The 25,441-nt window shown below is 70.9% G+C and carries 19 protein-coding genes and 1 riboswitch; of the genes, 9 read left to right on the top strand and 10 right to left on the bottom strand.

Going from position 1 to position 25,441, the window contains the following annotated elements:
- Positions 1-178 precede the first annotated feature (178 nt).
- The 5 genes from F9C41_RS05930 (at position 179) to F9C41_RS05910 (ending at position 3,979) form a co-directional block, all read left to right on the top strand.
- Positions 179-766, top strand: a complete 588-nt coding sequence (locus F9C41_RS05930) for an HD domain-containing protein (RefSeq protein ID WP_155385649.1) — start codon at positions 179-181, stop codon at positions 764-766.
- A 180-nt stretch (positions 767-946) separates the two neighbouring features.
- A riboswitch (cobalamin riboswitch) is annotated at positions 947-1,167 on the top strand.
- 112 nt (positions 1,168-1,279) lie between these two features.
- Positions 1,280-1,801: an acyl-CoA thioesterase gene (locus F9C41_RS05925; RefSeq protein ID WP_407924668.1), complete on the top strand. Its 522-nt coding sequence runs from the start codon at positions 1,280-1,282 to the stop codon at positions 1,799-1,801.
- On the top strand, positions 1,801-2,418 hold the full coding sequence (locus F9C41_RS05920; RefSeq protein WP_155385648.1) for a LysE family translocator: 618 nt from the start codon (positions 1,801-1,803) through the stop codon (positions 2,416-2,418). The genes F9C41_RS05925 and F9C41_RS05920 overlap by 1 nt, the downstream gene beginning before the upstream one ends.
- 184 nt (positions 2,419-2,602) lie before the next feature.
- A complete protein-coding gene (locus tag F9C41_RS05915; protein WP_230689344.1) occupies positions 2,603-2,941 on the top strand; it encodes a VOC family protein in 339 nt (112 codons plus the stop codon).
- A gap of 315 nt (positions 2,942-3,256) precedes the next feature.
- A complete protein-coding gene (locus F9C41_RS05910) occupies positions 3,257-3,979 on the top strand; it encodes a hypothetical protein (RefSeq protein ID WP_155385647.1) in 723 nt (240 codons plus the stop codon).
- A 108-nt stretch (positions 3,980-4,087) separates the two neighbouring features.
- Here the strand turns inward: F9C41_RS05910 and F9C41_RS05905 are convergent, their stop codons facing one another.
- From F9C41_RS05905 to F9C41_RS05885, 5 genes are read right to left on the bottom strand one after another with little or no spacing between them, the layout of a single operon-like run.
- A complete protein-coding gene (locus F9C41_RS05905; RefSeq protein WP_155385646.1) occupies positions 4,088-7,933 on the bottom strand; it encodes a tetratricopeptide repeat protein in 3,846 nt (1,281 codons plus the stop codon).
- Entirely contained in the window at positions 7,905-8,168 is a 264-nt protein-coding gene (locus tag F9C41_RS05900) for a hypothetical protein (RefSeq protein ID WP_155385645.1), read from the bottom strand. The genes F9C41_RS05905 and F9C41_RS05900 overlap by 29 nt, the downstream gene beginning before the upstream one ends.
- Before the next feature lie 38 nt (positions 8,169-8,206).
- Positions 8,207-8,887: a flavodoxin gene (locus tag F9C41_RS05895; protein ID WP_155385644.1), complete on the bottom strand. Its 681-nt coding sequence runs from the start codon at positions 8,885-8,887 to the stop codon at positions 8,207-8,209.
- Positions 8,888-8,933: 46 nt separating this feature from the next.
- Positions 8,934-9,917: an aldo/keto reductase gene (locus F9C41_RS05890; protein WP_155385643.1), complete on the bottom strand. Its 984-nt coding sequence runs from the start codon at positions 9,915-9,917 to the stop codon at positions 8,934-8,936.
- Positions 9,918-9,950: 33 nt separating this feature from the next.
- Positions 9,951-10,808 carry an aldo/keto reductase gene (locus F9C41_RS05885; protein ID WP_155385642.1) on the bottom strand — a complete coding sequence of 286 codons (858 nt, stop codon included), beginning with the start codon at positions 10,806-10,808 and terminating at the stop codon, positions 9,951-9,953.
- Positions 10,809-10,933: 125 nt separating this feature from the next.
- Between F9C41_RS05885 and F9C41_RS05880 the strand changes: the two genes are divergently transcribed.
- Positions 10,934-11,836: a helix-turn-helix domain-containing protein gene (locus tag F9C41_RS05880; RefSeq protein WP_155385641.1), complete on the top strand. Its 903-nt coding sequence runs from the start codon at positions 10,934-10,936 to the stop codon at positions 11,834-11,836.
- On the opposite strand, the gene F9C41_RS05875 is transcribed toward F9C41_RS05880, so the two are convergent.
- The gene (locus F9C41_RS05875) at positions 11,833-12,030 is read right to left on the bottom strand and encodes a hypothetical protein (RefSeq protein ID WP_230689343.1); all 198 of its coding nucleotides are present in this window, start codon (positions 12,028-12,030) and stop codon (positions 11,833-11,835) included. The two genes, F9C41_RS05880 and F9C41_RS05875, sit on opposite strands and share 4 nt — an antisense overlap.
- Positions 12,031-12,032: 2 nt before the next feature.
- Between F9C41_RS05875 and F9C41_RS05870 the strand changes: the two genes are divergently transcribed.
- Together F9C41_RS05870 and F9C41_RS05865 are read left to right on the top strand one after the other, a co-directional pair.
- On the top strand, positions 12,033-12,485 hold the full coding sequence (locus tag F9C41_RS05870; protein WP_155385640.1) for a hypothetical protein: 453 nt from the start codon (positions 12,033-12,035) through the stop codon (positions 12,483-12,485).
- Positions 12,486-12,496: 11 nt separating this feature from the next.
- Positions 12,497-15,838, top strand: a complete 3,342-nt coding sequence (locus tag F9C41_RS05865; protein ID WP_155385639.1) for a tetratricopeptide repeat protein — start codon at positions 12,497-12,499, stop codon at positions 15,836-15,838.
- Here the strand turns inward: F9C41_RS05865 and F9C41_RS05860 are convergent.
- A complete protein-coding gene (locus F9C41_RS05860) occupies positions 15,835-19,272 on the bottom strand; it encodes a tetratricopeptide repeat-containing protein (protein ID WP_155385638.1) in 3,438 nt (1,145 codons plus the stop codon). The two genes, F9C41_RS05865 and F9C41_RS05860, sit on opposite strands and share 4 nt — an antisense overlap.
- Positions 19,273-19,533: 261 nt before the next feature.
- Between F9C41_RS05860 and F9C41_RS05855 the strand changes: the two genes are divergently transcribed.
- Positions 19,534-20,544, top strand: coding sequence for a LacI family DNA-binding transcriptional regulator (locus F9C41_RS05855; RefSeq protein WP_155385637.1), 1,011 nt, complete (start codon positions 19,534-19,536; stop codon positions 20,542-20,544).
- 115 nt (positions 20,545-20,659) lie between these two features.
- Here F9C41_RS05855 and F9C41_RS05850 read toward each other — a convergent pair whose 3' ends face one another.
- The 3 genes from F9C41_RS05850 to rhaI are packed head-to-tail and all read right to left on the bottom strand — an operon-like array spanning position 20,660 to position 25,419.
- The gene (locus tag F9C41_RS05850) at positions 20,660-22,162 is read right to left on the bottom strand and encodes a rhamnulokinase (RefSeq protein ID WP_155385636.1); all 1,503 of its coding nucleotides are present in this window, start codon (positions 22,160-22,162) and stop codon (positions 20,660-20,662) included.
- A gap of 39 nt (positions 22,163-22,201) precedes the next feature.
- Positions 22,202-24,256 (bottom strand): bifunctional aldolase/short-chain dehydrogenase, encoded by a 2,055-nt coding sequence (locus tag F9C41_RS05845; RefSeq protein ID WP_230689342.1) that lies wholly within the window; start codon positions 24,254-24,256, stop codon positions 22,202-22,204.
- Positions 24,253-25,419: an L-rhamnose isomerase gene (rhaI, locus tag F9C41_RS05840; protein WP_155385635.1), complete on the bottom strand. Its 1,167-nt coding sequence runs from the start codon at positions 25,417-25,419 to the stop codon at positions 24,253-24,255. The genes F9C41_RS05845 and rhaI overlap by 4 nt, the downstream gene beginning before the upstream one ends.
- Positions 25,420-25,441 lie beyond the last annotated feature (22 nt).

Here is a 25,441-nt window from a genome sequence, read left to right as displayed (position 1 = left end):
ACCACCTGGCCGGCGGCGGCTGACGCCGCCGGGTCGTGGCGTGCCCTGATAGGGCCTGGCCCCATCACTGTCGATCGGAGCAGGCCGCCTGTCGACGACAAGTGCTGCCGGCCGGGAAGCGCCACGCCGGGGCTGACAGCCGCCGGAACCCCCGGTCAGCGGCGATACGCTTGATCACATGTCGATCGAGCTTTCGGCCACGCCCGCCGCTCAGGCGGCTGTTGACATCGCCACGCGATATTGCTCGCCGGCTCTGCTCAACCATTCGATCCGCGCCTACCTCTGGGGAGCGTCGTATGCGGCAGCGCATGGCATCGGCTTCGACGAGGAGCTCTACTTCGTGTCGGCGATGCTGCACGACCTCGGGCTGACCACGCCCTTCGACAGCCACACGATGCCCTTCGAGGAAGCGGGCGGCGATCTCGGCTGGATGTTCGGGACAGCGGCCGGCTGGTCCCCGGAGCGGCGGGCACGGATCGACGAGATCATCGTGCGGCACATGCGAGATGACGTCTCCGCCGACGAGGATGCCGAGTCGCACCTGCTACAGGTCTCGACAAGCTGGGACGTCGTCGGACGCCACGCCACCGAGTTTCCGGCCGCCTTGCGGACCGAGGTGTTGGCGGCGTACCCGAGGCTCGGATTCGGCGCCGAGTTCCTCGAGCTGTTCAACGATCAGGCGGCACGCAAACCTCGTAGCGCCGCCGCGGCGGCGGTCAACAGCGGGATGGCGTCCCGAGTCGAAGCCAACCCGCTGGACACATAGGCGAGAGAGTTCCTCCCAGGAACGTCGGCAGCACCCGCCGGGCATCAGCGGCCCCAGCCACTCGATGTACAGGGTCCGCAGCCACCACGGGCGGCAAGGTCGGGTGTCCACCCTCGGGCGTGAGGCGGCCGTGATCGGCGACACCGGCCCCTCAGCTGGGCCGGCACGGCGCCCGGCGGTTATGCTCGCCGCGGCGCTGGTTCACCCGCAGGCCATGGTCCGGTGGGTGTCGTAAGAGGGAACCCGGTGAGAGACCGGGACTGCCCCGCAGCGGTGAGCGGGAACGACCGCCGTCAACATGCACTGGGCCACCGGGCCTGGGAAGCGACGGCCAGTAGGAGACCGGAGCTTGTCCGGTCATGCCCGCGAGTCCGAAGACCTGCCCGCGCCGCGCACACGCCGTGTGCGCTGCCGTCGGCCTCGCGGGTGGGCCCGGGCAGGGACGTGTCGTGCTGCCCTGCGCCGGTCGCGTCGCGGGTTCGGCGGTGTGGTTCTCGAGGGAAGGACTCACCGGTGCCCGCCACCGCACTGCACCCGACACTGGCCGGGCGACCCCCGGCAGCCTCCGAGCTGACCCTGTCGCAGATCATGGACCAGCACCACACCAACCTGATGGGCACCGTGCACGGCGGACGCATCCTCAACCTCATCGACTCCGTCGCCGGCGTCGTCGCCGCCCGTCACTCCGACGGACCCGCCGTCACCGCCGCGATCGACGAGACCGCGTTCCTGCAAGCCGTCCGCGTCGGCGACGTCGTGCACGTCCGCGCCCGGATCACCTGGGCCGGGCGCTCCTCGATGGAGGTCGCGGTCACCGTCACCGCCGACCGCTGGGACCGCTCCGTGCCCGCCACCACCGTGGCGACCGCCCACCTGGTCATGGTCGCCGTCGACGACCTCGGTCAACCGCGGCCGATCCCGCCACTGCTGCCGCAGACCGACGACGACCGCCGCCGGTACGAGCAGGCCGAGATCCGCCGCCGACATCGCCTCGCGCTACGCCGAGCACTCACCACGCACGGCGGGACGGCGTGATGAGCCACCTGCCCGTCGAGGTTCTGGTCGGCTACCTGGCCGCGATCACCCTGCTCATGCTCACCCCGGGCCCGGACATGATGTTCGTGCTCGCCAACGGCGCCCGATACGGCACGCGCGCGGGCATGCTCGCCGCCGCGGGTGTCGCGGCCGGAGAGGCGGTGCACATCACCGCCGTCGTGGCCGGCCTGGCCGGGCTGGTCTCCGGATCGCCGCTGGTGTTCGAGGCGATCCGGTACGCCGGTGCCGCTTACCTGGTCGTGCTGGGCGTGCAGGCACTGCGCCGCCCCGCGACGGCACCATCCGGCGTCGCGGAGGAGGGGTTCAGCGGCCGGGCGGCGTTCGGGCGCGGCATGGTCACCAACCTGCTCAATCCGAAGATGATCCTGTTCAGCCTGGCGTTTCTACCCCAGTTCGCCGATCCGTCCCGCGGACACATGACCGCACAACTGATCGTCCTGGGCGTGCTGTTCATCGCAGTGCAGCTGACCGTCGACGTCAGCCTCGGCGCAGCAGCCGGGCGGCTGACACACCGCCTGCACGCCTGGCAGCGGCAGATCCAGCGCGGCTGCGCGGCGGCGTTCATCGGGCTGGGCATCAAGCTGGCGTTCTTCTAGCGCGTGTATCGAAAGCGCCGGTCACAGCCACCCGTTGCGCTGAGGCAGGGGTAAACCGCTACTTCAGCGGTGGATGTGGCGAGTACGGTGTGGCTGTGGCCGGTGATCGCGTGCAGCGGCGGCTCACGGAGACAGGCGCGCGGACGCGAAGGAGCGGATGGTGTCAGGCGCTGTACTGCGAGGGGTGACTCTGGACTGTGCCGACCCGCAGACGCTGGCGGGCTTCTACGGTGCACTGACCGGGATGCGCGAACTATTCAGTGCGGACGAGTTCGTCGCTCTGACGGACGACTCCGGCTGTGATCTGGGGTTCCAGAGGGTTGACGGATACCGGGCTCCGCAGTGGCCGGGTCAGGACGTGCCACAACAGTTCCACCTGGATTTCCGCGCTGACGACCTCGATGCGATGGAAGAGCTGGCCCTGGAACTCGGCGCGGCCAAACCGGACCATCAGCCCGGCGACGGACGCTGGCGGGTACTCCTGGATCCGGCTGGCCACCCCTTCTGCCTGACGTCTTCCTGACATCACCGGCGTTGACAGGTATCCCCCGTCAGACGCCGTAGCGCTCAGGCTTGGGCGAGCGGTTCATCAGCTGCCGGCCGCCTCGGAGACGGGCTTCGCCCCTGCTCGACGGCGAAGTGCAGCTTGGTGGTCAGGCCGCCGCCGCCGCCGCCCGAGGCCGTGATCGTCGGGCTCGACTGCGACACCGCCGCGCGGCTCCTTCTGCAGGTCCCCTTTTGAATAGACGCTGGTCTACTGATGGTTCAAACTGGCTGAGTGTCGCGCTGGCAAGGCAGCGTCTGGACACCGCGAGCCGGTTCGGGGATGGATGTGAACGTGACCACGAACGACAACCCTGACGACCTGGCTGCGCCCGCGCCCGAACAGGCCCAGGCGCCAGAGTCGTCGGCTGCTCAGCAGCCGCAATACCTTGAGGAGACGTGGACATGGGCGGTGCTGCTGACCGCTGCGGAGTTTGCGCCACTGATCGCAGGTGGCTTCGCCCTGTCCCGTCACGGTGATGGCGGCCCGGCGGCCCGCGCAGTGGCAGGGATGTGTGGCCTGCTCGCGGCCATAGCCGTCTTCATGAGAACAAGGGAACTCGACGACGGCGGCACGCACGCCATACGCGAGCGCCACCGCAACTGGCGGCGATGGCGCACGATCGGGATCGGCATCACCTTCGCTGTCGCGTTCACACCGGTGGGATGGTGGCTCGCCTCGCCGTGGCAGTCGGCCTCACTGGCCAACGGCATCGGCTGGGGTCTCATGCTCGCGGCCATCGCGTACGTCGGCTGGCTGTTTCACCCTGGCGACCAGGTCCTGTCCGCTTACGGAGCCCGCACCTCTGCAGCCGTCAACGTGCCGGTGGCCCTGGCGTGGCTCGTACGCGCGCTGACCGCACACGGACTGCTGCTGCTACTGCTCGGCATCGCCACCTCCAGCGGCGAGCTGCTCGTAGCGGCCTTCTTCATGACTGTCACCGAATATCTGCTGGCCCTGCGCACCACCACACTGGTCTCCCGCACCACGTTCTGGGACCTGGTCAGTGGCGGATAGCGGCGAATCCAGCTCCCAGCGATGCCTCTGCCGGCTTATTGCGCTGCCGCGCTCCTGACACGCGCCCGGGACAGCGACCCCGGCGCGGGTTTGTGTGGGGACGGGCGCTCAGGCCAATACGCCGAGCAGGAGCACGGCGGCGCAGGAAACGGTCGCCCCGGCCGCCCACAGTGCCCACGCCTGGGGCCGGCGGGCGAGCGCCCTGCGGCTCCCGTCGTCGAGGAAGGGATGGAGCCGCATCGTTGCCACGAACCAGGCCGCCAGGTACTCGCTGCGCACGACGATCAGCAGCACGGCCACGAGGTGCGCGACCGTGAGAACCCAAGCCCACCTCCCATCGGCGATGTACGTGTCATAGCCGTGGTGTGTGTACCAGGCACCGCCGAGCAGCAACGTCAGGATCGACGCGAGGATCGCCGCCCGCGGTGCTCGCTGCAGGGGCCTGTCGCCGAGCTGCTGGGCGATCGCGAACAATCCGCCCGTGAGCGCCGCGTAGGCGATGGCGTCCAGCCACACGGGTGCCGCGTGGGACAGGCTTGCCGCACAGGCGATCCAGGTTGCCAGCGCCGCCGCCGTGATGATCGCAAGGCGGGCGGCTCCCTCCGCCCGCGGCGAACGTGGTTTTGCCGGTCGGGCGGGGCGGCCGGCCGCCTGCTGCTCGGCGAACTGGCTGAGGAGATCGCGCAAGACGGCCTCCGCGCCGGTGTCACCGCCACCGAGGCGCCGTGCCATCTCCGCCCGCAGCTGGGTCGCCATGGCCAGGACTGCGTACTCCTGCTCGGTCGCGTCGGTTGCCGCCGAGCCCGCTTGGGTGCACAGCTCGATCGCCTCGTCGGCGGCCTCGAGCTCGACGGCCGTGACCTGTCCGGCCGTGACGGCGGCCGCCGCGTAGGTGCAGAGGACCCCGGCCGTCCGCGCCTCGTGCAGGCCCGGCTCCGCGCGTATGAGCGCCCGGGACATGTCCCGGCCTTCGCGGAGGGCGACGCGCGCGGCATCGACATCCGTGCCGGCCTGGATGCCGATCGTGGCGAGCGCGAGCAATGCGGTCGCCGACGACACCGACGGACGTCCGCCGTCCAGGCCACGCAGAACAGCCACTGCTTCGGTTGCCGGCGTCAGGCCGTCGTCGGCCCGGCCCGCCTGCGCGAGTTTGAAGCCGTAGGAAGACAACCGTTCGGCGAGGTCCCGCTGGTGGGCCGCCGGGCTGGCGGCGGCGAGGTCGCGCTGCAGGGCAACGGCCCGTCCGGCGTTCTCCAGCCCCTGCTGAACGAGCATCGGGCTACCCGCGACCAGACCCCGCATGACCCCCGAGTTGCTCAAGTTGTGCAGGGCCCGGGCGTACCCGGGAAGGTAGGCCTCGGGGTTGCTCACGGCGAGCCGCTGCCAGGTCTCGGCCGCCTCCTCGTGGGCCTGGCCGGCCTGCTCGAGGTCGCCGAGCTCGGTGTGCCGGACCCCGAGGTTGTCCAGGTACAAAGCGAGGCTCGGGGTGTACTTCTCGGGGTTGGCCTTGGCGAGGCGCCGCCCGAACTCCACCGCGTCCCGGGTGAACGGCATCGCGTCGTCGGGCCGCCCGGACAGCGAGTACGCGACGCCGACGTTGTTCAGCGAGTCGGCGAGCTCCGGCAGGTACGCCGGGGCGTCCGAATCGGCGAAGGGTCGCAGGATCGCGATCGCCTGCAGCTCGTACTCCAGTGCCCGGTCCTGTTGCCCCAGCTCGGACAGGGCGGTCGCGAGCATGCCGACGGATCCGGCCAGTTCCGGCAGATACGACGGGTTCGCCGGGGCGATCCGTGAACCGAGCCGTACCGCCTCCTCAGCGGGTGAGAGCGCGCCCTGCGCATCGCCGAGCATGATCAGTAGTCGTGCCTTGTTGCTCAGCATCTCCGCGAGGGTTTCGGCCGCTTGGCCGTCGCCGGCCGCCGCCGGGTCGGCGTGATCAGGTTCGAGCAGCGTCCGCTGGAGCGCGACGGCCTCGTCCAGGGTGCTCGCCGCCTCGGCGGGTCGGCCGAGATATGACTGGATGTTGCTCAGATCGTTGAGCGCCTGGGCAAGCGCGTCTGCCGGACCGCCACCGTCGCGCAGGACCGTCACGGCCTCGCCGGTGCGGCCCAGGGCGTCCGCATACCGGCCCGCGTACGCCAGGCGCTGCCCGAGGAATGCGAGCAGCTGCGCGCGGCGCGGCGCGTCCGCCGTCGGCAGTTGATGATCGGTAAGGCGCTCGACGAGCGCGGCCGCGCCGGTGTCGAGGTCGAGGTGCTGCCCGTCAGGCAGGTGACGTGCGAGCGTCTCCAGCAGCTTCGGGTCGACGTCGGGCAGGCTCGCCACGGCCGAGAGGGCCGCGCTGCCGGCCTCGAAGGCCCTCGACGGCTCCGCCTCAAGGAGCGGGAAGAGGCAGGCGTGGCCGACATGGGGCCATCGCGCCGCGGCCGCGGCCAGAAACAACACCGGCCGAGACGTGCTGGCGCCGGCGGCGGACTCGATGGCCGCCACCGCTGCGTCCACGGTGGGCCGGGCCCAGGACTGGGCGGGATAGGCGATCTCGTGACCGGGGACGGTCAGGGCGAGGAAGTCTTCGGCCAGCCGGTCGGGGTACAGCGGCTCCAGGCCGAGGTCGGGCCCGGGCGGCGGATAGCAGGCCGCGTGGTCGGCGACGACCTGGTCGGCGTCGGGCCCGACGGTCGCCCGGGCGACCACGTCCACCGCCGAGGACCTGTCCACCGCGCCCGTCAGCGCAGCGATGAAGACGGCCTGGTTCATGGTCTCCGGTGGCGTCAGGAACGTCCTGCCCGCCGGATGCAGCCGGTGGGCCTCGGGCGCGTGCATCAGCGCCCAGTGCAGCTGCTCTCGGTGGAGCAGGTAGATCGTGAGCCCGGCCAGGCCCTCGGGCACCGTCACGGCCCGGCCGCCCGTGGCGGCGTCGACGGCCACCAACGCGGCCATGTGGATCCCGAGCACGAGCCCGAAGTCGGGATGGCTGAGATCCGGCGGTCGGATCTCCTGCGAAGTGGCCAGCCCGTAATGGCGGGCGAAGCTGTCGCGCGCCGCCTTGAACATCGTCTCGCGGTCCGCGTGCTCGCCGCTGATCGCCCGCAGCGCCTGCGCCGAGGTGCCCGCGTCCTGATTGGCGAGCGTTGCCGCGATCCTGGGCCATGCGTCAAGTGACCGCGCGATGAGCAGCACTCGCGAAGGTACGCCCACTTGGTGGAGCAGCGCGTTGCTCAGCAGCCAGGTGAGATGGGTGATCGGCCACCGGTCGGCGTAGTCGACGACGAGCAGGATCCCTGCCGCGCCGTTCAGCGTCAGATCCTCTTGCCGCTGAGGCTCGTGGATGACGCCCGGCCCGTGCACGGCATTGACGACCTTCCAGCCGTCCTGCAGGCACTCCTCGGCGAATCTGGCCGCCAGACGCGATTTGCCCTGTCCGCCGGGGCCGTGCAGCCAGCGCACCGCGAGGCGGGAATGCAGCCCGCGCCAGGCCAGCAGGCTCGCCAGCTCGTCATCCCGCCCGGTGAACTCGACCACTGCGTTACGCGCGTTGAGCATCCGGCTCGGCAGCTCGCGCAGCACCTCGCTGTCCACCGGCGGGGCAGGACGCCAGTTCTCCAGCACATAGACCGGGCTGCCGTCGCCGAAAACGTGCAGGTCAGCGCCGATGACCCCGTACGCGAACCCGGCGGTGGCGGTGACCACCTGACTGACCGGCGTCTCCGGGGAGCTCACGCGTCCTCGGCCGAGGGAGAGGTGCCCGGCACCGAGGCGGCAAGCGCGGACAACGTTTCGAGCACACTGTCCCCCGTCGATATCAAGGTGCGAGCAAGGGCAGCATGCTACGCGGGTCCATGTTGTACAAGGGATCGGTCGGACTGCCGTCTGGACGAGGCATGGGGACGCCGCGGTCGCCTGGTCAGCCTCCGTCGTCCTGTTCTCAGCCCGCCTGCTCGATGCAGCGTGCACCGAGCAGCAGTTTTGGCAGCGTACGTGCCGGTTCCCGCTCGGCCGCCGGCACCAGGAACTGCTCCACGCCGGGCACCTCGGCCACGATCCGGGCGAGCTGGAACAGTTCGTTGGAGGAGGTCAAGCCGTCGAGGTGGCGTGCCACGGCAGGCCAGTCCGACTGCCGGCACCAGGCTCGCACCGACTCGACCTCGGAGTGCGCCGCAGCGGGGTCGAACGACGCGCCCGATGCCATCGCGACCTGAACCGGGCATTACGGACCCGAAGGGTGGATCATGACCTCAGCAGGCTGTTCTGGCGCAGCCAAGTTTCGACGGCCGGGTCCGCGTCCGCTACTTCTTCGCCGCGTACGGCCAGGCCGGCGGCGATGGTGGCACCCGGGCAGGACGCGGCATAGTCACGCTCGGTGGTGCCGAGTCCGCTCATGGCGTACGTGGTGACCGGGTGGACGGTCTTGCCGGCGAAGTCGTGGCTCTCGGCGAACGTCGACATGATCATTGGCGCGCGGACGTTCCAGATCCCGCTGGCCAGCAGCACGGTGTCGTAACGGTTGATCGATGCCAGCGGATTGGCGACGGCGGGGCGGGCGTCGGCCTTCTGCTCGCGCACGTTTCGCGCGACGGTGTCGCCGTAGTCGTCGGAGTAGGGGTCGGCGGCCTGGATACGGTGCACGTCGCAGCCGAGCAGCCTGCCGATCATGCCCGCCAGGACTTCGGTGTTGCCGGTCTGCAGATACCTGCGGCCGCCGTTGTGGTAGTTCCAGCCGGCCCGGGAGAAGTAGGCCAGCAGCACCCTGCGCTGCCCGTCCGGCGCGGTGGATGCGCCAGGCGGGGCTGTCGGCTGCGGAGCCGCCTCGGACCGGCAGCCACCGAGCATGTTCACGGTCGCGGCGCCGATCGCTCCCGCACCGGCCAGGCGCAGCAGCGACCGTCGCCGCACCGCGATGTCCTGCATGTCCTCGACCTCCGGGTACTTCGTCGGCTTCAGCTCGGTCGCCGGGCTAGCGCTCGATCATCTGCATCTGGTCGTCGGTGTGGTGGCCGCCTTCGGCCGGGGTCAGCCGGTCCAGGACGGCGACCTGTTCGGCGGTCAGTTCGACGGCGTCGGCGGCGGTGTTCTCCTCCACCCGGTGGACATGCTTGGTGCCGGGAATCGGCACGACGTCGTCGCCCTTGGCCAGCAGCCACGCCAGAGCCACCTGGCCCGGGGTGGCGCCGATCTGGGCGGCGACGGCCTGGACCTCATCGGCGATGCGCAGGTTCCGTTGCAGGTTCTCGCCGGTGAAGCGCGGGTTGTTCTTACGGAAGTCGCTGTCGTCCAGCCGCTGCACGTCCTCAGCGGTGCGGATGGTTCCGGTCAGGAACCCCCGCCCGAGCGGCGAGTAGGCGACCAGGCCGATGCCGAGTTCGCGCAGCAGCGGCAGGATCTGCTCCTGGTCGCGGGTCCACAGCGAGTACTCCGACTGCAGTGCGCTGATCGGGTGCACGGCGTGGGCGCGGCGGACGGTGTCGGTCCACGCCTCGGACAGGCCGATGTGCCGGATCTTGCCCTGGGCGACGAGTTCGGACAGCGCCCCGACGGTGTCCTCGATCGGCGTGCTCGGGTCGACGCGGTGCTGGTAGTACAGGTCGATGTGGTCTGTGCCGAGGCGCTGCAGTGAGCCTTCGACGGCGAGGCGGATGTTGGCCGGACTGCTGTCCACGGTCCAGGGGCCGCGGCCGTCGTGGGCGACCAGGCCGAACTTGGTGGCCAGGACGACCTGGTCGCGGCGACCCTTCAGGGCGCGCCCGACGAGTTCCTCATTGGTGTACGGGCCGTAGATCTCTGCGGTGTCGATCAGAGTCACGCCCAGATCGAGGGCGCGGTGGATGGTGCGGATCGATTCGGCGTCGTCGGTTCCGGCGCCGGTGTAGCCGTGGGACATGCCCATCGCGCCCAGGCCGATCCGGGATACTTCCAGCTTGCCAAGGTGTGCCGTGTGCATGAGGTCTCCTTGTGTCGATACGGGCCGGATGCGTCAGTCGACGCGCCGGCCGCCGAGCCACTCGACCATCGCCGGGTCACGGTGGTCGAAGAACATCGACTTGCCGGTGTCCAGGCCGGCGATGCGGGCCATCTCGTCGTCGCTGAGCTCGAAGTCGAAGATGTCGAGGTTCTGGGCCATGCGGTCCGGCCGGACCGATTTCGGGATGACCACGACGTCGCGTTGGATCAGCCAGCGTAGGACGACCTGGGCCACGGATTTGCCGTGCCCGGTGGCGATCGCGGTCAGGGTCGGGTTCGTGAACAGGTCGTTCTTGCCCTCGGCGAACGGACCCCACGACTCGATCTGCACCCCGTGCTCGCGCATCAGCTGCTGGTCGGCCTGACGCTGGTAGAACGGGTGCGTCTCGACCTGGTTGACGGCCGGGGTGACGTCGTTGTGCTGGATGAGGTCCACCAGCCGGTCGCCGAAGAAGTTCGACACCCCGATCGCCTTGGTCAGACCCTCGCCGTACAGCTTCTGCATCGCCCGCCACGAGCTGTAGTAGTCGCCCAGCGGCTGGTGGATGAGGTACAGGTCGAGGTAGTCCAGGCCCAGCTTGCCCAGCGACTTGTCGAACTCGCGCCGGGCGGTGTCCTCGCCGGTGTGCTGGATCCACAGCTTCGTGGTGACGAACAGCTCCTCGCGAGCGATGCCGCTGGCCGCGATCGCCCGGCCGACGGCCTGCTCGTTGCCGTACGAGGCGGCGGTGTCGATGGACCGGTATCCGGCCGCGAGGGCATCGGTGACGACCTGTTCGGTCTGCTCGTCGGGGACCTGGAAGACGCCGAATCCGAGGATCGGCATCTCGACCCCGTTGTTGAGCGTGATCATGCGGTTCTGCGCTGCCATGACGAATCCTCTCCACTTGCCCTGACTCCACCCAACCCCATTTCCGGTGCGGTAGGCAGTGACGCTCCTGCCCGGTAATGCCAGACCCTCCCTCCGCAACCGGGCCGCGCCGTACGGTCGAAGCCATGGACAACCGCAGCGAGGTACGCGACTTCCTCACCACCCGCCGCGAGCGACTGACCCCCGAGCAGGCCGGAGTGCCCTTCTACGGCGGCCGGCGGCGCGTCAAGGGCCTGCGCCGCGAAGAGGTCGCCATGCTCGCCGGGATGAGCACCGACTACTACACCCGCCTGGAGCGCGGCAACCTCACCGGCGTCTCCCACTCGGTACTCGACGCCCTGGCCCGCGCCCTGCGACTGGACGAGGCCGAACGCACGCACCTGCTCGACCTGGCCGAAACCGCCAACACCCCCAGCGCGGGCCGGACACCCCGGCGGGTGGCGAACCGGACAACGGTACGGCTAGGTGTACAGCGCATCCTCGACACCATCAACGCCCCCGCTTATGCCCGCAACGGTCGCATGGACATCCTGGCCACCAACCGGCTCGGACGGGCACTGTTCGCCGACGCCCTCGGCACGGGCGACAGCTTCAACCTGGCCCGGTATCTGTTTCTCGACCCCCGCGCGCAGGACTTCTACCCCGCCTGGCCGACCGTGGCCGCCGACTGCGTCGCCGCCCTGCGCACCTACGCCGGGCGCAACCCGTACGACCGCGCCCTGACCGACCTGATCGGCGAGCTGAGCACCCGCAGCGAACCGTTCCGCACCTGGTGGGCCACGCACAACGTGAAACTGCACCACACCGCCACCAAGACGATGCACCACGCCATCGCCGGGGACCTCGAACTCACCGGCGAAGCCCTGCAGCTGCCCGGCGACCCCGACTTGACGATCATCACCTACACGTTCGAGCCGTCCGGTCCCACCGAGCAGGCGCTCGGCTTCCTCGCCTCCTGGAGCCCCCGGTCCACCGAGGACCTCGACGATCAGCCCGCGCGCTCGGGCCGGGGCACCACGTCGCGCTAGCCGCGGTCGGGTGCCGAGGCTGCCGCCGTCCAGTCGGCCACGGTCGTCACGTCCGCCTGGACTGGGAACACTTTCTCGGTGAGGACCCGGTGCACCTCGGGATCGTTGTCGAGGCAGCCGTCGGCGGTGTAGCCGAACCGACAGCATCGGGGGAAGTCGTGGTCCACACTGGACCAGCGGACAGAGGGGGGCATGGATGCTGTCGGAGGCGCTCGCCGCATTGGCGGTCAGCGGTGGCACGGCCTTGGTCGGCGCGATGGCCACGGATGCGTGGAATGTCGCCCGAGACGGGGTGAGCAGGCTGCTCAAGCGGGTGGGCCCCGGACGCCGGGCCGCGATCGAGGCTCAGTTGGACGCCAACGTCGCCCTGGTGGAGGGGGCGCATGACCCCGAGCAGGCCCGTCAGGCGCTGGCACCGGTGTGGCAGCTGCAGCTGACCCAGCTGTTGGAGGAGGATCCCGAGCTGGAAGCAGCGCTTCTGGATCTCACCAACCGCATACAGGCGGCCTTGCCGGTCCAGCATCAGCAGTGGGTGCAGACGAACATCGCCCGCGACAACTCGCGGCTGTTCGCCGTGCAGGGAGGCAACATCTTCTATCACGAGGCTCCGCCGCCCGCCGGCCGGGAGGATCCGGGCAGTTCGGAATGAGCGGTGCCAGCGTGCGGCAGCAGGTGCATGTCGAGAGTGGCTTCGGCTATGGCGTGGTCGGCGCGGACCTGCACGTGTTCGCCGACCGCGGTCCGGTCTACCTGCTCCTGGGCCACCGCCCCGCCCCGACGCCGGATACCGCGTGGCTTCTCGCGCAGCCGAGTCGGCTGCTGGACGCCCGCTATGCCGTGGTCGACTTCACCGGCCGCGGCGCCGAGATGGCGCAGCTTCTGGCTTGGCGGGAGACCGGGACCAGGTTGACGGCCCGGTGGCTCCATGGCCCCGGCGGGCAGGGCAAGACCCGTCTCGCCAACGAGTTCGCGAGGCAGTCTGCCGCGGCCGGCTGGAAGGTCGTCACCGCTGTTCACGGGGCCGGCACGATCTGGTCGCCACCGGGCAGCGAGGACCTGCGGCTGGGCGACGCGGTGGGCCTACTGGTGGTGGTCGACTATGCGGACCGATGGCCCCGTTCCGACCTGGCCTGGCTTTTCAGCAACGTCCTGCTACATCAGCCTGTGCCGACCCGGCTGCTGCTCGTTGCCCGTAGCATCGACCCGTGGCCTTTGGTGCGGGCCGACCTGCACCGGCAGCAGGCCGACACCAGCGACCAGGCACTGAGAACGCTCCCGCACGAGCGCGAACGGATGTACACCGCGGCGAGGGACGCCTTCGCGGCCCGGTACGGGAGCAGCCAGGCGGCGCCGATCCCGCCGGCGGGTCTGCTGGAGGACCCGGAGTACGGCCTCACCCTCGCCATCCACCTAGCGGCTCTGGTCAGCGTCGACGCCACGGCGCACAGCCGCCCCTATCCGTCGGACATGGCGGGGTTGACGGCATATCTGCTGGACCGGGAACGTGAGCACTGGGCGAAGTTGTACGCGAACAGCGCTCACGGGTCGGACTTCCGGACCCCGCCCAGCGTGATGGCGCGTGCGGTCCACCTCGCGGTGTTGACCGGCTCGGTCCCGCACCGCGAGGGCAAGTCGATCCTGGGCCGCCTCGACCTGGGGGGGCATCCGGAACGGGTCCTGAGCGACCACGCCATCTGCTATCCGCCGATGAACCCACGCCAGGGCGCCGTGCTCGAGCCCCTCTACCCGGACCGGCTCGCGGAGGACTTCCTCGCGCTGATGCTGCACGGCCACGACCTGGACAGTCGCCCGGCCGACCCGTGGGCCGCCACGGCGACCACCGACGTCCTCGCCTCCACCGCCGATGACGTACCTTCCGGATTCCTAGCCCGAGCGATCACGTTCATGGCCGCCGCCGCCCGCCGCTGGCCACATGTCGGCGACGGGCACCTCTACCCGCTGCTGCGCGACAATCCTCGGCACGCGGTGTCCGCCGGCGGCGCCGCGTTGACGAGCCTCGCCCAGCTGCCGACCATTCCCCTGGGCCTGCTGGAGGCCATTGAGTCCGAACTGCCGGAAAGGCGAGACGTCGACCTGGACGTGGGCATCGCGGCGGTGGCCTCCCGGCTCGCGGCCGAGCGGCTCGCCGGCGACCTGGACATCGTGGACCGGCTGCGCATCCGGTGGGAGCTGAGCAACCTGCTGTCCAACGCGGGCCGGGACCAGGAGGCGCTGGGCATGGCCGAGGAGGCTGTCGCCATCGCTCGCCGGCTCGTGGCCGGCGACGGGACCGGCTTTGAACCCGATCTCGCGGGCTCGCTGAGCACACTTGGCGGTGCACTGTCCACACTCGGGCGGTGGGAGGAGGCGCTCGACGCGGCTACCGAGGCGGTCGCGGTCCAGCGGCGGCTGGCCGCGCAGAGCCCGGCCACGTTCGGGCCGGAACTCGCCACGGCGCTGCACAACCTCAGCATCTCGCTGGCTGGGGCGGGGTTGCGGCAAGAGGCTCTTGAGGCGGCCGAGGAAGCCGTCCGGATGCGCCGCCGGCCTGGTTTCGCCGACGACGAAGCCCACGTCGCCGGGTCGTTGGACAATCTCCGCCTCCGGCTGCTCGAGGTCGGACGGCTCGACGAGGCGTTGGCGCTGGCCGAGGAGGCGGTGCTCGCCCACCGGGACCTGGCTGCGGCAAACCCGGCCGCCTTCGGGCCCGATCTGGCCCGTGTCCTGTCGAACCACAGCGTCATCCTGACGAAGGTCGAGCGGCACGAGGACGCCGTGGCCGCCGCTGAGGAAGCGGTCAGGATCTGTCGAGGGCTCGTCGTGGCAAACCAGGCCGTGTTCGAGGTCGACCTGGCTACGTCTTTGACGAACCTCGGCAACGCCCGTTCCGCGTGGGGTGAGCGGGACGAGGCATGGGAGATCACCAACGAGGCGGCCGAGATCCTCCGGCGCCTCGTCCAGGGCAACGCCGGCCTTGAGGCCAACCTGGCCCTTGCCCTTTCCAACCTCGGAAAACAGCTGTCCGACGTCGGGCAACAGGAAGCGGCGCTGGTCGTCACGCAGGAGGCGGTCGAGATCCGCCGGCGGCTGGCGGAAGGCAATCCGGCCGCCCACCGACCGGGCCTGGCCACGTCGTTGGATCATCTGGGCAAACGACTGCTGGCGGCGGGACGCGCCTGGGAAGGCCTGGCCGCCTCCGAGGAGGCTGTCGAGGTTCGCCGGAGCCTTGCCGCGGACGACCCGGGCGCCTTCGCAGCCGACCTCGCGAACGCCCTGACCAACCAAGGCGCGCTCCGGTGGGGACTAGGGCAGCGGCAGGAAGCACTGGACGTGACAGCGGAAGCCATCGAGATCCGCCGGCAGCTGGCCGCCGACGTCCAGAGCGCAGGCGCCTCGGATCTCGCTGCCTCGCTGACCAACCTCAGCGGGATGCTCTCGGGGCTTGGGCGGCTCGACCAGGCACTCGCTCTGGCGACCGAGGCCGTCACCCTCTGCCGCCGGCAGGCCGAAACCCATCCGGCTGCAGCTCCTGGTCTGTCCGCCTCGTTGGCGAACCTCGGTCTCGTGCTCGCCCTCGCCGGCAGACAGAGCGAGGCCCTGGCCGCCACCCAAGAGGCGGTCATTATCCGAAGGCGGCTGGCCGTCGACAGCCCGGCGGTCTTCGAACCGGAACTCGCGGCCGCACTGACCAACCTCAGCGCCGACCTGATGGCCTTCCACCGGCGGGACGAAGCGCTGGCAACCGCCGAGGAGGCGGTCGACATCCATCGGCGACTGGCCGAGGCGAACCCTGCCAGATTCGCGTCCGGCCTCGCCACCTCGCTGACCAATCTGTGTATCACGTTGTGGCTGGCAGACCGGCGCGAGGCCGCGCTCAGGGCCGGAGCCGAGTCGGTGGAGGTCTACCGCAACCTGGCACTGGAGTCACCGGAAGCCCACATCGACGACCTGCGGCGGGCGCAGGCGCTGGTCGCCGACCTGCGCTCCCGGCTGACCGGCTAACCGGTCGTTCTGCCGCGGATGCGGCGCCGGATCAGGGACACGACGGTCCAGGGCAGGGTCACCACGAACACCACACCGACACCCACGATCGCCAAGAAGCCGACCAGGATCATGACGATGAACGTGACCGGGCCGGACGTCAGCCCCAGCCGGTCCATGATGGACGGTCGCAGGCCATAACGGCCGAGTCGCCTGCGCAGCTTGGCCTGCACGAGGGGGGCAAGGTGCAGCTGGTCCTCCAGCGACCGGGCCGCTTTCAGCTCCGTCTTGAAGACATACGGTGCCTGCTGGACGAGCTGTTTGTACTGGGCGACGGCCTCCTGCGCGGTCTGCTCGCCCGCGGCCAGGTCGCCGCTCTGACCCTGCGCCGTGGCCTGCAGGCCGAGGGCTCGGGCGAGCGCGGGCCGGTAGAAATCCGGCGCGCGGTCGGTCAGCCGCCGCAGGACCGCGACAAGCTCCTCGGCGACGTACGCGGCCGTCGCGGCCTGCGCCAACCCCAGGTAGTTCACCGTCTCGTTGTGCAGCACGACCGCGAGCCGCGGCTGATACAGGTCCGGTTCGGTATCGGCCAGCGACCGGTAGATGCCGGACGCCTCGTCGAGCGGCTCCTCGGCGTCCGCAGGCGCGCTCCGCGCCTGGATGCTGCCGAGGTTGGCCAGGGCCGCGGCGAGATCTGCCGGGTTGCCGCCTTGCCGCAGCACGGCGACGGTCGCCCTCGCCTTGGCGGTCGGGTCTTCCTCGGCGGCCAGCGCGGCCCGGATCGAGGCCGCTTCTCGCTGCGGAGCGGTCGCCTGTCGGCCGCGGCCGAGGTTCTGCAGCGTCGTGGCGAGGTTTTCCACGGACGCCGCCAGGTCGGGCAACCAGGACGGGTCGGTCTCGGCCAGCTGCCGCCGGAGCGCCACCGCCTCCTCGATGACGGTCAGCGCCTTGCGGTTCTGGCCCACGGCCGACAGGGCGGCACTGTGGTTGTTGAGCGCCCTGCTCAACCCCGCGAGGTACGTGTCGGGCCGGTCAGCAGCGAGCCACCGAAAGACCTCGACGGCCTCGGACGCGAGCGTGAGCACCTGCTCGGGCTGAGTGGGCGGCAACGCGCCGGCCAGGTTGATCAGGACCAGGCCGAGGAACTGGCGGTTGGCCGCGGGATTCGCCTCCATCAGTTCGCGTAGCCGGGCCTCGGCCTCCCGGAACACCGGGATCGCCTCGTCCGCGTGGCCCAGGGCGGTGAGCCGCATGGCGAGGTTGTTCAGGGCCAAAGCCAGCGCCTGCTCGTACGCGTACGGGTTGGTCTCGACGAGCCGGCGGCGGATGGCCACCGCATCCCGGCTGACCGTCAGGGCGTCGTAGTGGCTGCCCGTCGACGCATGGGCGTTTCCGAGGTTGTTGAGCGACGTGGCCAGGTCGGGCAGGAACGTGTCGGGATCGCGCTCGGCGAGATCGCGCCGCATCGTGACGGCTTCCAGCGCGGCGGCCAGGCCTTCGGCGGGCCTGCCGATCTCCAGCAGACGAATGGTGAGACTGTTGAGCGCGCCGGCCAGGTCGGGGAGGTACCTGTGCTGGTCCGTCTCGGTGAGCCCGCGGTAGATGGCCACGGCTTCCTCGGTCTGGGCGAGTGCCTGTGCCATCCGGGTCGGGTCCGGTCGGGTGGACTCCCGGGCGTGCAGGTGCAGCGCGTCGGCCAACCGCGGTAGGTGGACGTGGCCGTCCCCCTCGACCAGGTCGCGGTAGACGTCCACGGCACGGGCGACGACGGCCGCCGCTTCGACCCGCCGGCCGAGCCCGCTGAGCGCCCGGCTCTGCTCGTATGCGCCGGCGGCCGCCATGGCGCTGTGCTCGTCGACCAGCTCCGCGACCCGGAGCGCCGCATCCAGCGCCGGCTCGAACAGGCCGGCGTTGACGTAGCGTCGGGCGAGCGTCACGAACAGGGCGGCCAGCGGCTCACCGGTCATGCCCGACGCGATCGCCTGGTCGGTGCGGCGTCGTGCGATCGCCGCAAGGCCCAGATCCAGGTCGGCCTGGGCACGTTCGGGCAGCAGCGGGTCGAGCGCGGCCAGCACGGCCGGGTCGAGGTCTTCGATGTCGGCCAACGCGGTGAGGGTGGCGCTGCCGCCGGCCAGCGCCAGCTCCGGCGCGCCGCGCAGCAGCGTGGCGAGGTGTCCGGCCACGTGCGGCCACCGCCCGGGCGCGGCCGCCGCGGCCAGGAACGTCAGCGCTCGACCGGCGTACGTCGTCGCGCCGTTGTGCACCAAGGTCGCCACGGTGGACGGCGCCCACGGTCTCGACTGGTGCCCGTGCGCCGGGTGGCCCGGCAGCGTCAGCGCCAGGAAGTCCTCGGCCAGCCGATCCGGGTACAGCGGTTCCAGTACGGTGGCGGGTTCGGCCGGTGGATAGCAGCGTGCGTGGTCTGCCAGCAGCCGGTCCGGATGGCCGGGCAGTTCGAGCGGCCGCAGGATCCGGACGGCGCTGTCGTACGGCGTGGCCCCGGTGAGCGCCGCGGTGAACACCAGCCGGGTCATCTCCGACGGCGCGGTGCCGAACTCCGCACCATCCACCCTGGATTCATGCAGTCGGCTCCAGTGCCGGAATTCGCGATCGAGCAGGTACACCGAAAGCGCGGCTGGGTCGCCGGCTGCGACATCCTTGGCTGAACCGCGGAGCTTTTCGTCCACGGCGACCAGCGCCGCCATGTGCACGGTGAGAGTCAGGCCGAACTCGGGGTCGTTGAGCCGTGCCGGCACGGCGATGGTCTCCGGCGCGACGCCGTACCGGCCGGCGAAGGCGTCGCGGGCCGCCCGAAACATGCGCTCCCGGTCGGTCGGCAGCGGCCCGAGCGGCAGGTCGTGGACGTCGCCGTCGAGTTCCTCCACCAGCGAGCGCACCGCCTGCCAGGTGTACGCGGAGCGGGCCAGCAGGAGCAGCCGCGTCGGCACGCCCCGGTGCAGGATCGCGTTGCTCATCAGCCAGGCCAGGTGTGTCAACGGCCACCGGTCGGCGTAGTCCACGACCATCAGCAGTCCGGCGGCGTTGTCCAGGGTCAGGTCCTGGCTCCCCGGTGGCGGGATCACCGCGCCCGGCCCGTGCCGGGCATCCACCACCTTCCACCCGGCGGCGGCGCTCATGTCCGCGAACTCCGCGGCCAGCCGGGTCTTTCCCGCTCCACCTGGCCCATGCAGCCACATCGCGGACATCCCGCGGCCGTCGCGCCACCGCCTGAGCCGGGCCAGCTCGTCGTCTCGCCCGCTGAACGGCACGACGCGGTGCCGGGCGTTGAGCAGCCGACTGGGCTGCTCGGACAGCCCGGCGGGATCCGGCGGGGGCGCCGGCCGGTGGCTGGTGAGGACGTACACCGGACCGCGGTCTTGGAACACGTGCAGATCCGCGCCGATCAGACCGTAGCCGAATCCATTCTCGACCGTGACGACCTGAGTAACCGACACGCTGACCTCCAACGGCGCGGGTCGGCCCCGGCACGCCGGGCATCAGCGTATCGGCCCGACGCCTCGACCGGATGTCGTCTTTTGTCCCGCTGCTGCGGTTCCCCACCATCCGCCTGGTGCTCTCGTCGCCGCCCCCGCAACGGTCGAACGTGCCGGTAGCGACATCGGCGCGATGGCTTTCCGGCAGGTGCGGGCAGCGTTGACGCGTTTCAACCGTCGCGTAGCGTGTGGGCAAGGCGCCGGTGAGCATGGATGGAGAACATGGAGACGACGAGCATCAAGGAGGTCGCACATCGGGCCGGCGTCTCGCTGGGAACCGTCAGCAACGTCCTGAACCGGCCGCACCTCGTGGCCGACACCACTCGGCAGCGCGTGCTGGAGGCCATCCGCGAGCTCGGCTACGTCCGCAACGATTCCGCACGTCAGCTGCGCGCCGGCCGGAGCCGCACGATCGCGATCGTCGTGCTGGATGTCTCGAACCCCTTCTTCACCGACGTGATCCGCGGCGCCGAGGAGGCCATCGACGCCGCCGGCGCGGTGGCGGTCGTCTGCAACAGCGGCCAGAGCGCCGCCCGCGAGCGCAGGCACCTCGAACTGCTCGAGGAGCAGCGCGTACAGGGCGTGCTCATCACCCCGGTCGACGGCGGGCGGGACTCTCAGCTGGTCAACCTCATCAAGCGCGGGGTGCCGGTGGTGCTGGTCGACCGCGGCATCTGGCAGTCGGACCGGTGCTCCGTCGCGGTGGACGACGTCCTCGGCGGCCGGATCGCCGGGCAGCACTTCCGGGAGCTCGGCCACGATCACGTCGCGTTCGTCGGGGGCCCGCTGACCATTCCCCAGGTCGCCGACCGGCAACGCGGCTTCGAGTCGGTGCTGTCCGGCGTCCGGGTGCGCACCTTCCTGACCCCCGAGCTGACCGTCGCGGCCGGGCGGCAGGCAGGGCACGCGATCGCGGACCTGCCCGCGCCCGACCGGCCGACGGCGGTGTTCTGCGCCAACGACCTGCTGGCGTTGGGGCTGCTGCAGGAGATGACGCAACGCGGCATCAACGTGCCCGACGAGGTCGCCATCCTCGGCTATGACGACATCGACTTCGCCGCGGCCGCGGCGGTGCCCCTGTCCTCGGTTCGCCAGCCTCGCGAGCACCTGGGCCGTGCCGCTGCCGAACTGCTCCTGGAGGAGACCAGGTCCCCCGACACGCACGCGCACCGGAACCTCGTGTTCCATCCGGAACTGGTGGCACGGAAGTCGACGGCCCGCCCCGGGCGCTGACCCTGCCCGGGCGCGTGTTCGTGGCTCGCGGGCCGGCCGGTGATTCGCCGCTCAGCCGGCACAGGACCCGAAGCGCTCGTGCCACGTGCCACTCTCGCCCTGGCACCACGTGACGCTAGCCGGCCAGGCGCGCCTGCAGGCCGGCCCACGCTGTCGCGCTCTGCCCGGATCGCGGCAGGTATCGCCTCGGCGTGACGTGCCGATGGAGCAGGGTGCGCAGGTCGCGGAGCTCGCCGGAGATCGCGCCGAGGGCCCTGGCCTGCACCAGTGCGTTGCCGAGCGCGGTCGCCTCCACCGGTCCGGCCGTCACCGGAAGGCCGCAGGCGTCGGCGGTGAGCTGGCAGAGCAGTTCGTTGCGCGACCCTCCGCCGACCAGGTGCACGACGTCCACCGGGTGGCCTGCCAGCTCCTGCGCCTGGCGCACGGCACGCGCGTGCGCCAGTGCCAGACTCTCCAGAATGCACCGCACCAGCGCTGCCCGCGAGGCAGGCACCGGCTGGCCGGTCCGCCGGCAGTAGTCCACGACCCGGGCCGGCATGTCGCCCGGTGGCAGGAAGACCGGGTCGTCCGGGTCGACGACGCTCACGAAGGCCGGCTGGGCCGCCGCCTCGGCCAGCAACGTCGTCAGGTCCGCGGGCTCACCCCGTGCCTGCCAGGTGCGCATCGACTCCTGCAGCAGCCATTGGCCCATCACGTTGCGCAGGTATCGCACGGTGCCGTCGAGGCCGGCCTCGTTGGTGAAGCCGGCCTTCCGGCTCGACTCGGTCAGCACCGGCCCGGTCAGCTCAAGCCCGACCAGTGACCAGGTGCCGCAGGAGATGTAGGCGAATCGTTCGTCGCCTGCGGGCACCCCCACCACGGCCGAGGCGGTGTCGTGGGAGCCGACCGCCAACACCGGCACGCAGCGGTCCAGGCCGGTGTGTGCTGCCACGTCCGCGGTGAGCGGGCCGATCACGTCGCCGGGTCGGCGAAGTGGCGCGAACAGCTGCTCGTCCCAGCCCAGCGCGGCGATGAGCTCCGTCGACCAGGCGCCGCTGCGCGCGTCGAGCAGTCCCGTCGTGGAGGCGTTGGTCAGTTCCGTGCCTTCCCGGCCGGTCAACCAGTAGGCCAGCAGGTCGGGCAGCAGCAGCATGCGGCGCGCGGCGGCGGCCGCGGGCGTGCCGCGGGCCGCCGCCAGTTGGTAGATCGTGTTGAAGGGCAGGTTCTGCAGCCCTGTGATCGCGTAGAGACGTGCCACGTCCAGCTGTTCGTGTACGCGGTCCATGACGCCGTCGGTGCGCCGGTCGCGGTAGCTGATCGGATTGCCGATCAGCGCGCCGGTCGCGTCGAGCAGCCCGTAGTCCACCGCCCACGAGTCGATGCCGATGCCGTCCAGGCCCTGACCCGGGGTGCCGGCCGCACGGGGTGCGCGACCGGCTGCCCGCAGCCCGTCGAGCACCCCGCGGTAGAGGGCCAGGACGTCCCAGTGCAGGGTGCCGCCCACCTGGATCGGTTCGTTGGGGAAGCGGTGTACCTCGGCCAGATCCAGCACGTCGTGGCCGACGCGGGCGAGCATCACCCGGCCGCTGGCGGCGCCCAGGTCTACCGCCGCCACGGTGGCGGGCTGCGGTCGGGGCATGGTGCGGCTCCTTCGTGCGGTGGGTCGGGCCGGACGGGGTCAGCGCAGGAACGCTGCGGCGACTCCGGCGTCGACCGGGATGTGCAGGCCGGTGGTGTGGGACAGTTCCCCGGCGGTGAGGACGAAGACCGCGTTGGCCACGTGTTCGGGCAGCACCTCCCGCCCTAGCAGCGTGCGTTTGGCGTAGTAGGCGCCCAGTTCGGATTCGGGCACACCGTAGACGGCGGCCCGTTGTGCGCCCCAGCCGCCGGCGAAGATGCCTGATCCGCGGACGACGCCGTCGGGGTTGACCCCGTTGACGCGGATGCCATGTGCGCCGAGTTCGGCGGCGAGCAGCCGCACCTGGTGCGCCTGTGCGGCCTTGGCCGCGCTGTAGGCGACGTTGTTGGGGCCCGCGAACACGCTGTTCTTGCTGGAGATGTAGACGATGTCGCCGCCCATGCCCTGGGCGATCAGGACTCGGGCGGCCTCCCTGGCGACCAGGAACGAGCCCTTGGCCATGACGTCGTGCTGGCTGTCCCAGTCCGCCTCGGTGGTGTCCAGCAGCGGCTTGGAGATCGACAGGCCGGCGTTGTTGACGACGAGGTCGACGCCGCCGAAGGCCAGGCAGGCGCTGCGTACCATGTCGCGCACGGCGGCGGCGTCGGTGACGTCGGCGCGGACGCCGATCGCGAGGTCGGTGCCGCCGATCTCGGTGGCCACCCGCTGTGCGGCGTCGGCGTCGCGGTCGGCGACGACCACGCAGGCGCCCTCGGCGGCGAGGCGGTGGGCGATGGCGCGGCCGATGCCCGATCCGCCGCCGGTGACCAGTGCGATCCGCGTGGCCAGCGGCTTCGGTTTCGGCAGCCGGGCGAGTTTGGCCTCCTCCAGCGCCCAGTACTCGATGCGGAACTTCTCCCGCTCGTCGATCGGGGCGTAGCGCGACACCGCCTCCGCGCCGCGCAGCACGTTGATCGCGTTGAGGTAGTACTCCCCCGCGACCCGGGCGGTCTGCTTGGTCGTGCCGAAGGTGAACATGCCGACGCCCGGCACGAGCACGACCGCGGGGTCTGCCCCCCGCATGGCCGGCGAACCGGGTTCGGCGTGCTCGTCGTAGTAACGGGTGTAGTCGGCGCGGTAGGCGGCGTGCAGCTCGCGCAGCCGGGCGGCGGTCTGGTCGAGCGGCGCGGTCGGCGGCAGGTCCAGCACCATTGGGCGGACCTTGGTGCGCAGGAAGTGGTCGGGGCAGGAGGTGCCGAGTGCGGCGAGCTGCGGGTGGCGTTCGCGGGCCAGGAAGTCCAGCACGGTATCGCTGTCGGTGTAGTGGCCGACCTGCGACTTGTCGGTGGACGCCAGGCCGCGCAGCAGCGGGGCGAGTTCGGCGGCCCGCTGGTGCCGCTGCGCTGCCGGCAGGGGCTGGTAGCCGTCCAGCACGGGCCCGAAGGGCTCCGGCCGTCCGTGTTCGGCGAGGAACTTCTCCGCCACCCGGATGATCTCCAGGGAGTTGGCTTCGCACTCCTCGCTGGTGTCGCCCCAGGCGGTGATGCCGTGCCCCCCGAGGATGACGCCGATGGCCTGCGGGTTGGCCCGCCGGACGTCGGCGATGTCCAGGCCGAGCTGGAATCCGGGACGCCGCCACGGCACCCAGACCACCCGGTCGCCGAAGCACCGCCGGGTCAGCTCGGGGCCGTCGGCCGCGGTGGCCAGCGCGATGCCGGAGTCGGGGTGCAGGTGGTCCACATGTGGGGCGTCGACGAGCCCGTGCATCGCGGTGTCGATCGACGGGGCCGCACCGCCACGGCCGTGCAGGCAGTAGTCGAACGCGGCGACCATCTCGTCCTCGCGCTCGACTCCCGGGTAGGTCCGGGCCAGGGCATGCAGCCGGTCCAGGCGCAGCACGGCCAGGCCCGCTTCGGTCAGGGTGCCCAGGTCGCCGCCGGATCCCTTCACCCACAGCAGGGGCACATCCTGGCCGGTCACCGGGTCGTTGCCCGGCGCCTTGGCGGAGGTGTTGCCGCCGCCGTAGTTGGTGTTGCGCGGGTCGGCGCCCAGCCGGCGGGATCGGTCCACCAGCTGCGCGGGCGTCGACATGGCACTGTCGTGGTCGGCCGTCATGCTCCCCAGCCCGCCTGGTGTCCGCCGGTGCGGGCGGCTTCGATCTGTTGCTGGTATCCGCTGGCGTGGTATCCGGCGATGGGGTCGGGGTCGACGCCGAGTTCGGTGCGCAGCTCGGCCAGCAGCGGCCGGACGTCGGTGCTGAACGCGTCCATGAGCACCGCGTGCGCGCCCAACACGTCGCCGTTGCTCTGCGCGGCGGCGAGCGCGTCGGCGTCGACGAGCAGCGCCTTGGCGACCGCCTCCTGGACGTTGAGCACGGAGCGGATCAGCGCCGGGACCTTGGCCTCCAGGTTGTGGCACTGGTCGAGCATGTACTCGACACCGGACTCGGGGCGGATCGCATCGGCGCGGACCAGCTCGTGCGCGATCCGGAACAGCTGGAACGGGTCGGCCGCGCCGACCATGAGGTCGTCGTCGGCGTAGTTGCGGCTGTTGAAGTGGAAGCCGCCCAGCTTGCCGAACCGGTGCAGCACGGTCACCAGGAACTCGATGTTGGTGCCGGGCGCGTGGTGGCCGGTGTCGACCAGCACCCGCGCCTTGTCGCCCAGGGCGACGCAGTGCGCGTAGGAGGTGCCCCAGTCGGGCACGTCCATGCTGTAGAAGTGCGGCTCGAACAGCTTGTATTCGACGAGCATGCGCTGGTCCGGGCCGAGCCGGTCGTAGACCTCGCGCAGCGCGTCGGCGAGCCGGTCCTGGCGGGCGATGATGGAGTCCTGCCCGGCGTAGTTGGTGCCGTCGGCGAACCACAGCGACAGCACCTTCGATCCGGTGGCGTCCATGATGTCGACGCATTCGAGGAGGTGGTCGATGGCCTTGCGGCGCACGCCGGCGTCCGGGTGGCAGACGCTGCCCAGTTTGTAGTCGTTCTCCTGGAACACGTTGGGGTTGATCGCGCCGATGCGGATGCCCGCGTCGGCGGCGAAGCCGGCCAGGTCGGCGTAGTCGTCGACCCGGTCCCAGGGGATGTGCAGCGCCACGCTGGGCGCGGCGGCGGTCAGGCGGTGCACCATCGCCGCGTCGGCGACCTTCTCGTACGCGTCGCGGGGCACCCCGGCCTGCGCGTACACCTTGAATCTCGTGCCCGAGTTCCCGTACGCCCACGATGGCGTCTCGATGCGCATGGCGCGCAGGGCGGCTTTGACGGCGGCGTGGTCTTTCATCATCTTCTCCTGAGCTTCGCCG

Source organism: Catellatospora paridis, assembly GCF_009720365.1.
GTDB lineage: Bacteria > Actinomycetota > Actinomycetes > Mycobacteriales > Micromonosporaceae > Catellatospora > Catellatospora paridis.
Note: the sequence above shows the minus strand (reverse complement) of the source record. Positions and strands in the feature narration are given on the sequence as shown.

Excerpts from the sequence above, each read along its gene's own strand:
- F9C41_RS05930 (WP_155385649.1), top strand. The coding sequence starts at position 179 with ATGTCGATCGAGCTTTCGGCCACGCCCGCCGCTCAGGCGGCTGTTGAC.
- F9C41_RS05920 (WP_155385648.1), top strand. The coding sequence starts at position 1,801 with ATGAGCCACCTGCCCGTCGAGGTTCTGGTCGGCTACCTGGCCGCGATC.
- F9C41_RS05900 (WP_155385645.1), bottom strand. The coding sequence starts at position 8,168 with ATGGCATCGGGCGCGTCGTTCGACCCCGCTGCGGCGCACTCCGAGGTC.
- F9C41_RS05895 (WP_155385644.1), bottom strand. The coding sequence starts at position 8,887 with ATGCAGGACATCGCGGTGCGGCGACGGTCGCTGCTGCGCCTGGCCGGT.
- F9C41_RS05890 (WP_155385643.1), bottom strand. The coding sequence starts at position 9,917 with ATGCACACGGCACACCTTGGCAAGCTGGAAGTATCCCGGATCGGCCTG.
- F9C41_RS05885 (WP_155385642.1), bottom strand. The coding sequence starts at position 10,808 with ATGGCAGCGCAGAACCGCATGATCACGCTCAACAACGGGGTCGAGATG.
- F9C41_RS05880 (WP_155385641.1), top strand. The coding sequence starts at position 10,934 with ATGGACAACCGCAGCGAGGTACGCGACTTCCTCACCACCCGCCGCGAG.
- F9C41_RS05875 (WP_230689343.1), bottom strand. The coding sequence starts at position 12,030 with ATGCCCCCCTCTGTCCGCTGGTCCAGTGTGGACCACGACTTCCCCCGA.
- F9C41_RS05870 (WP_155385640.1), top strand. The coding sequence starts at position 12,033 with ATGCTGTCGGAGGCGCTCGCCGCATTGGCGGTCAGCGGTGGCACGGCC.
- F9C41_RS05855 (WP_155385637.1), top strand. The coding sequence starts at position 19,534 with ATGGAGACGACGAGCATCAAGGAGGTCGCACATCGGGCCGGCGTCTCG.
- F9C41_RS05850 (WP_155385636.1), bottom strand. The coding sequence starts at position 22,162 with ATGCCCCGACCGCAGCCCGCCACCGTGGCGGCGGTAGACCTGGGCGCC.
- F9C41_RS05845 (WP_230689342.1), bottom strand. The coding sequence starts at position 24,256 with ATGACGGCCGACCACGACAGTGCCATGTCGACGCCCGCGCAGCTGGTG.
- rhaI (WP_155385635.1), bottom strand. The coding sequence starts at position 25,419 with ATGAAAGACCACGCCGCCGTCAAAGCCGCCCTGCGCGCCATGCGCATC.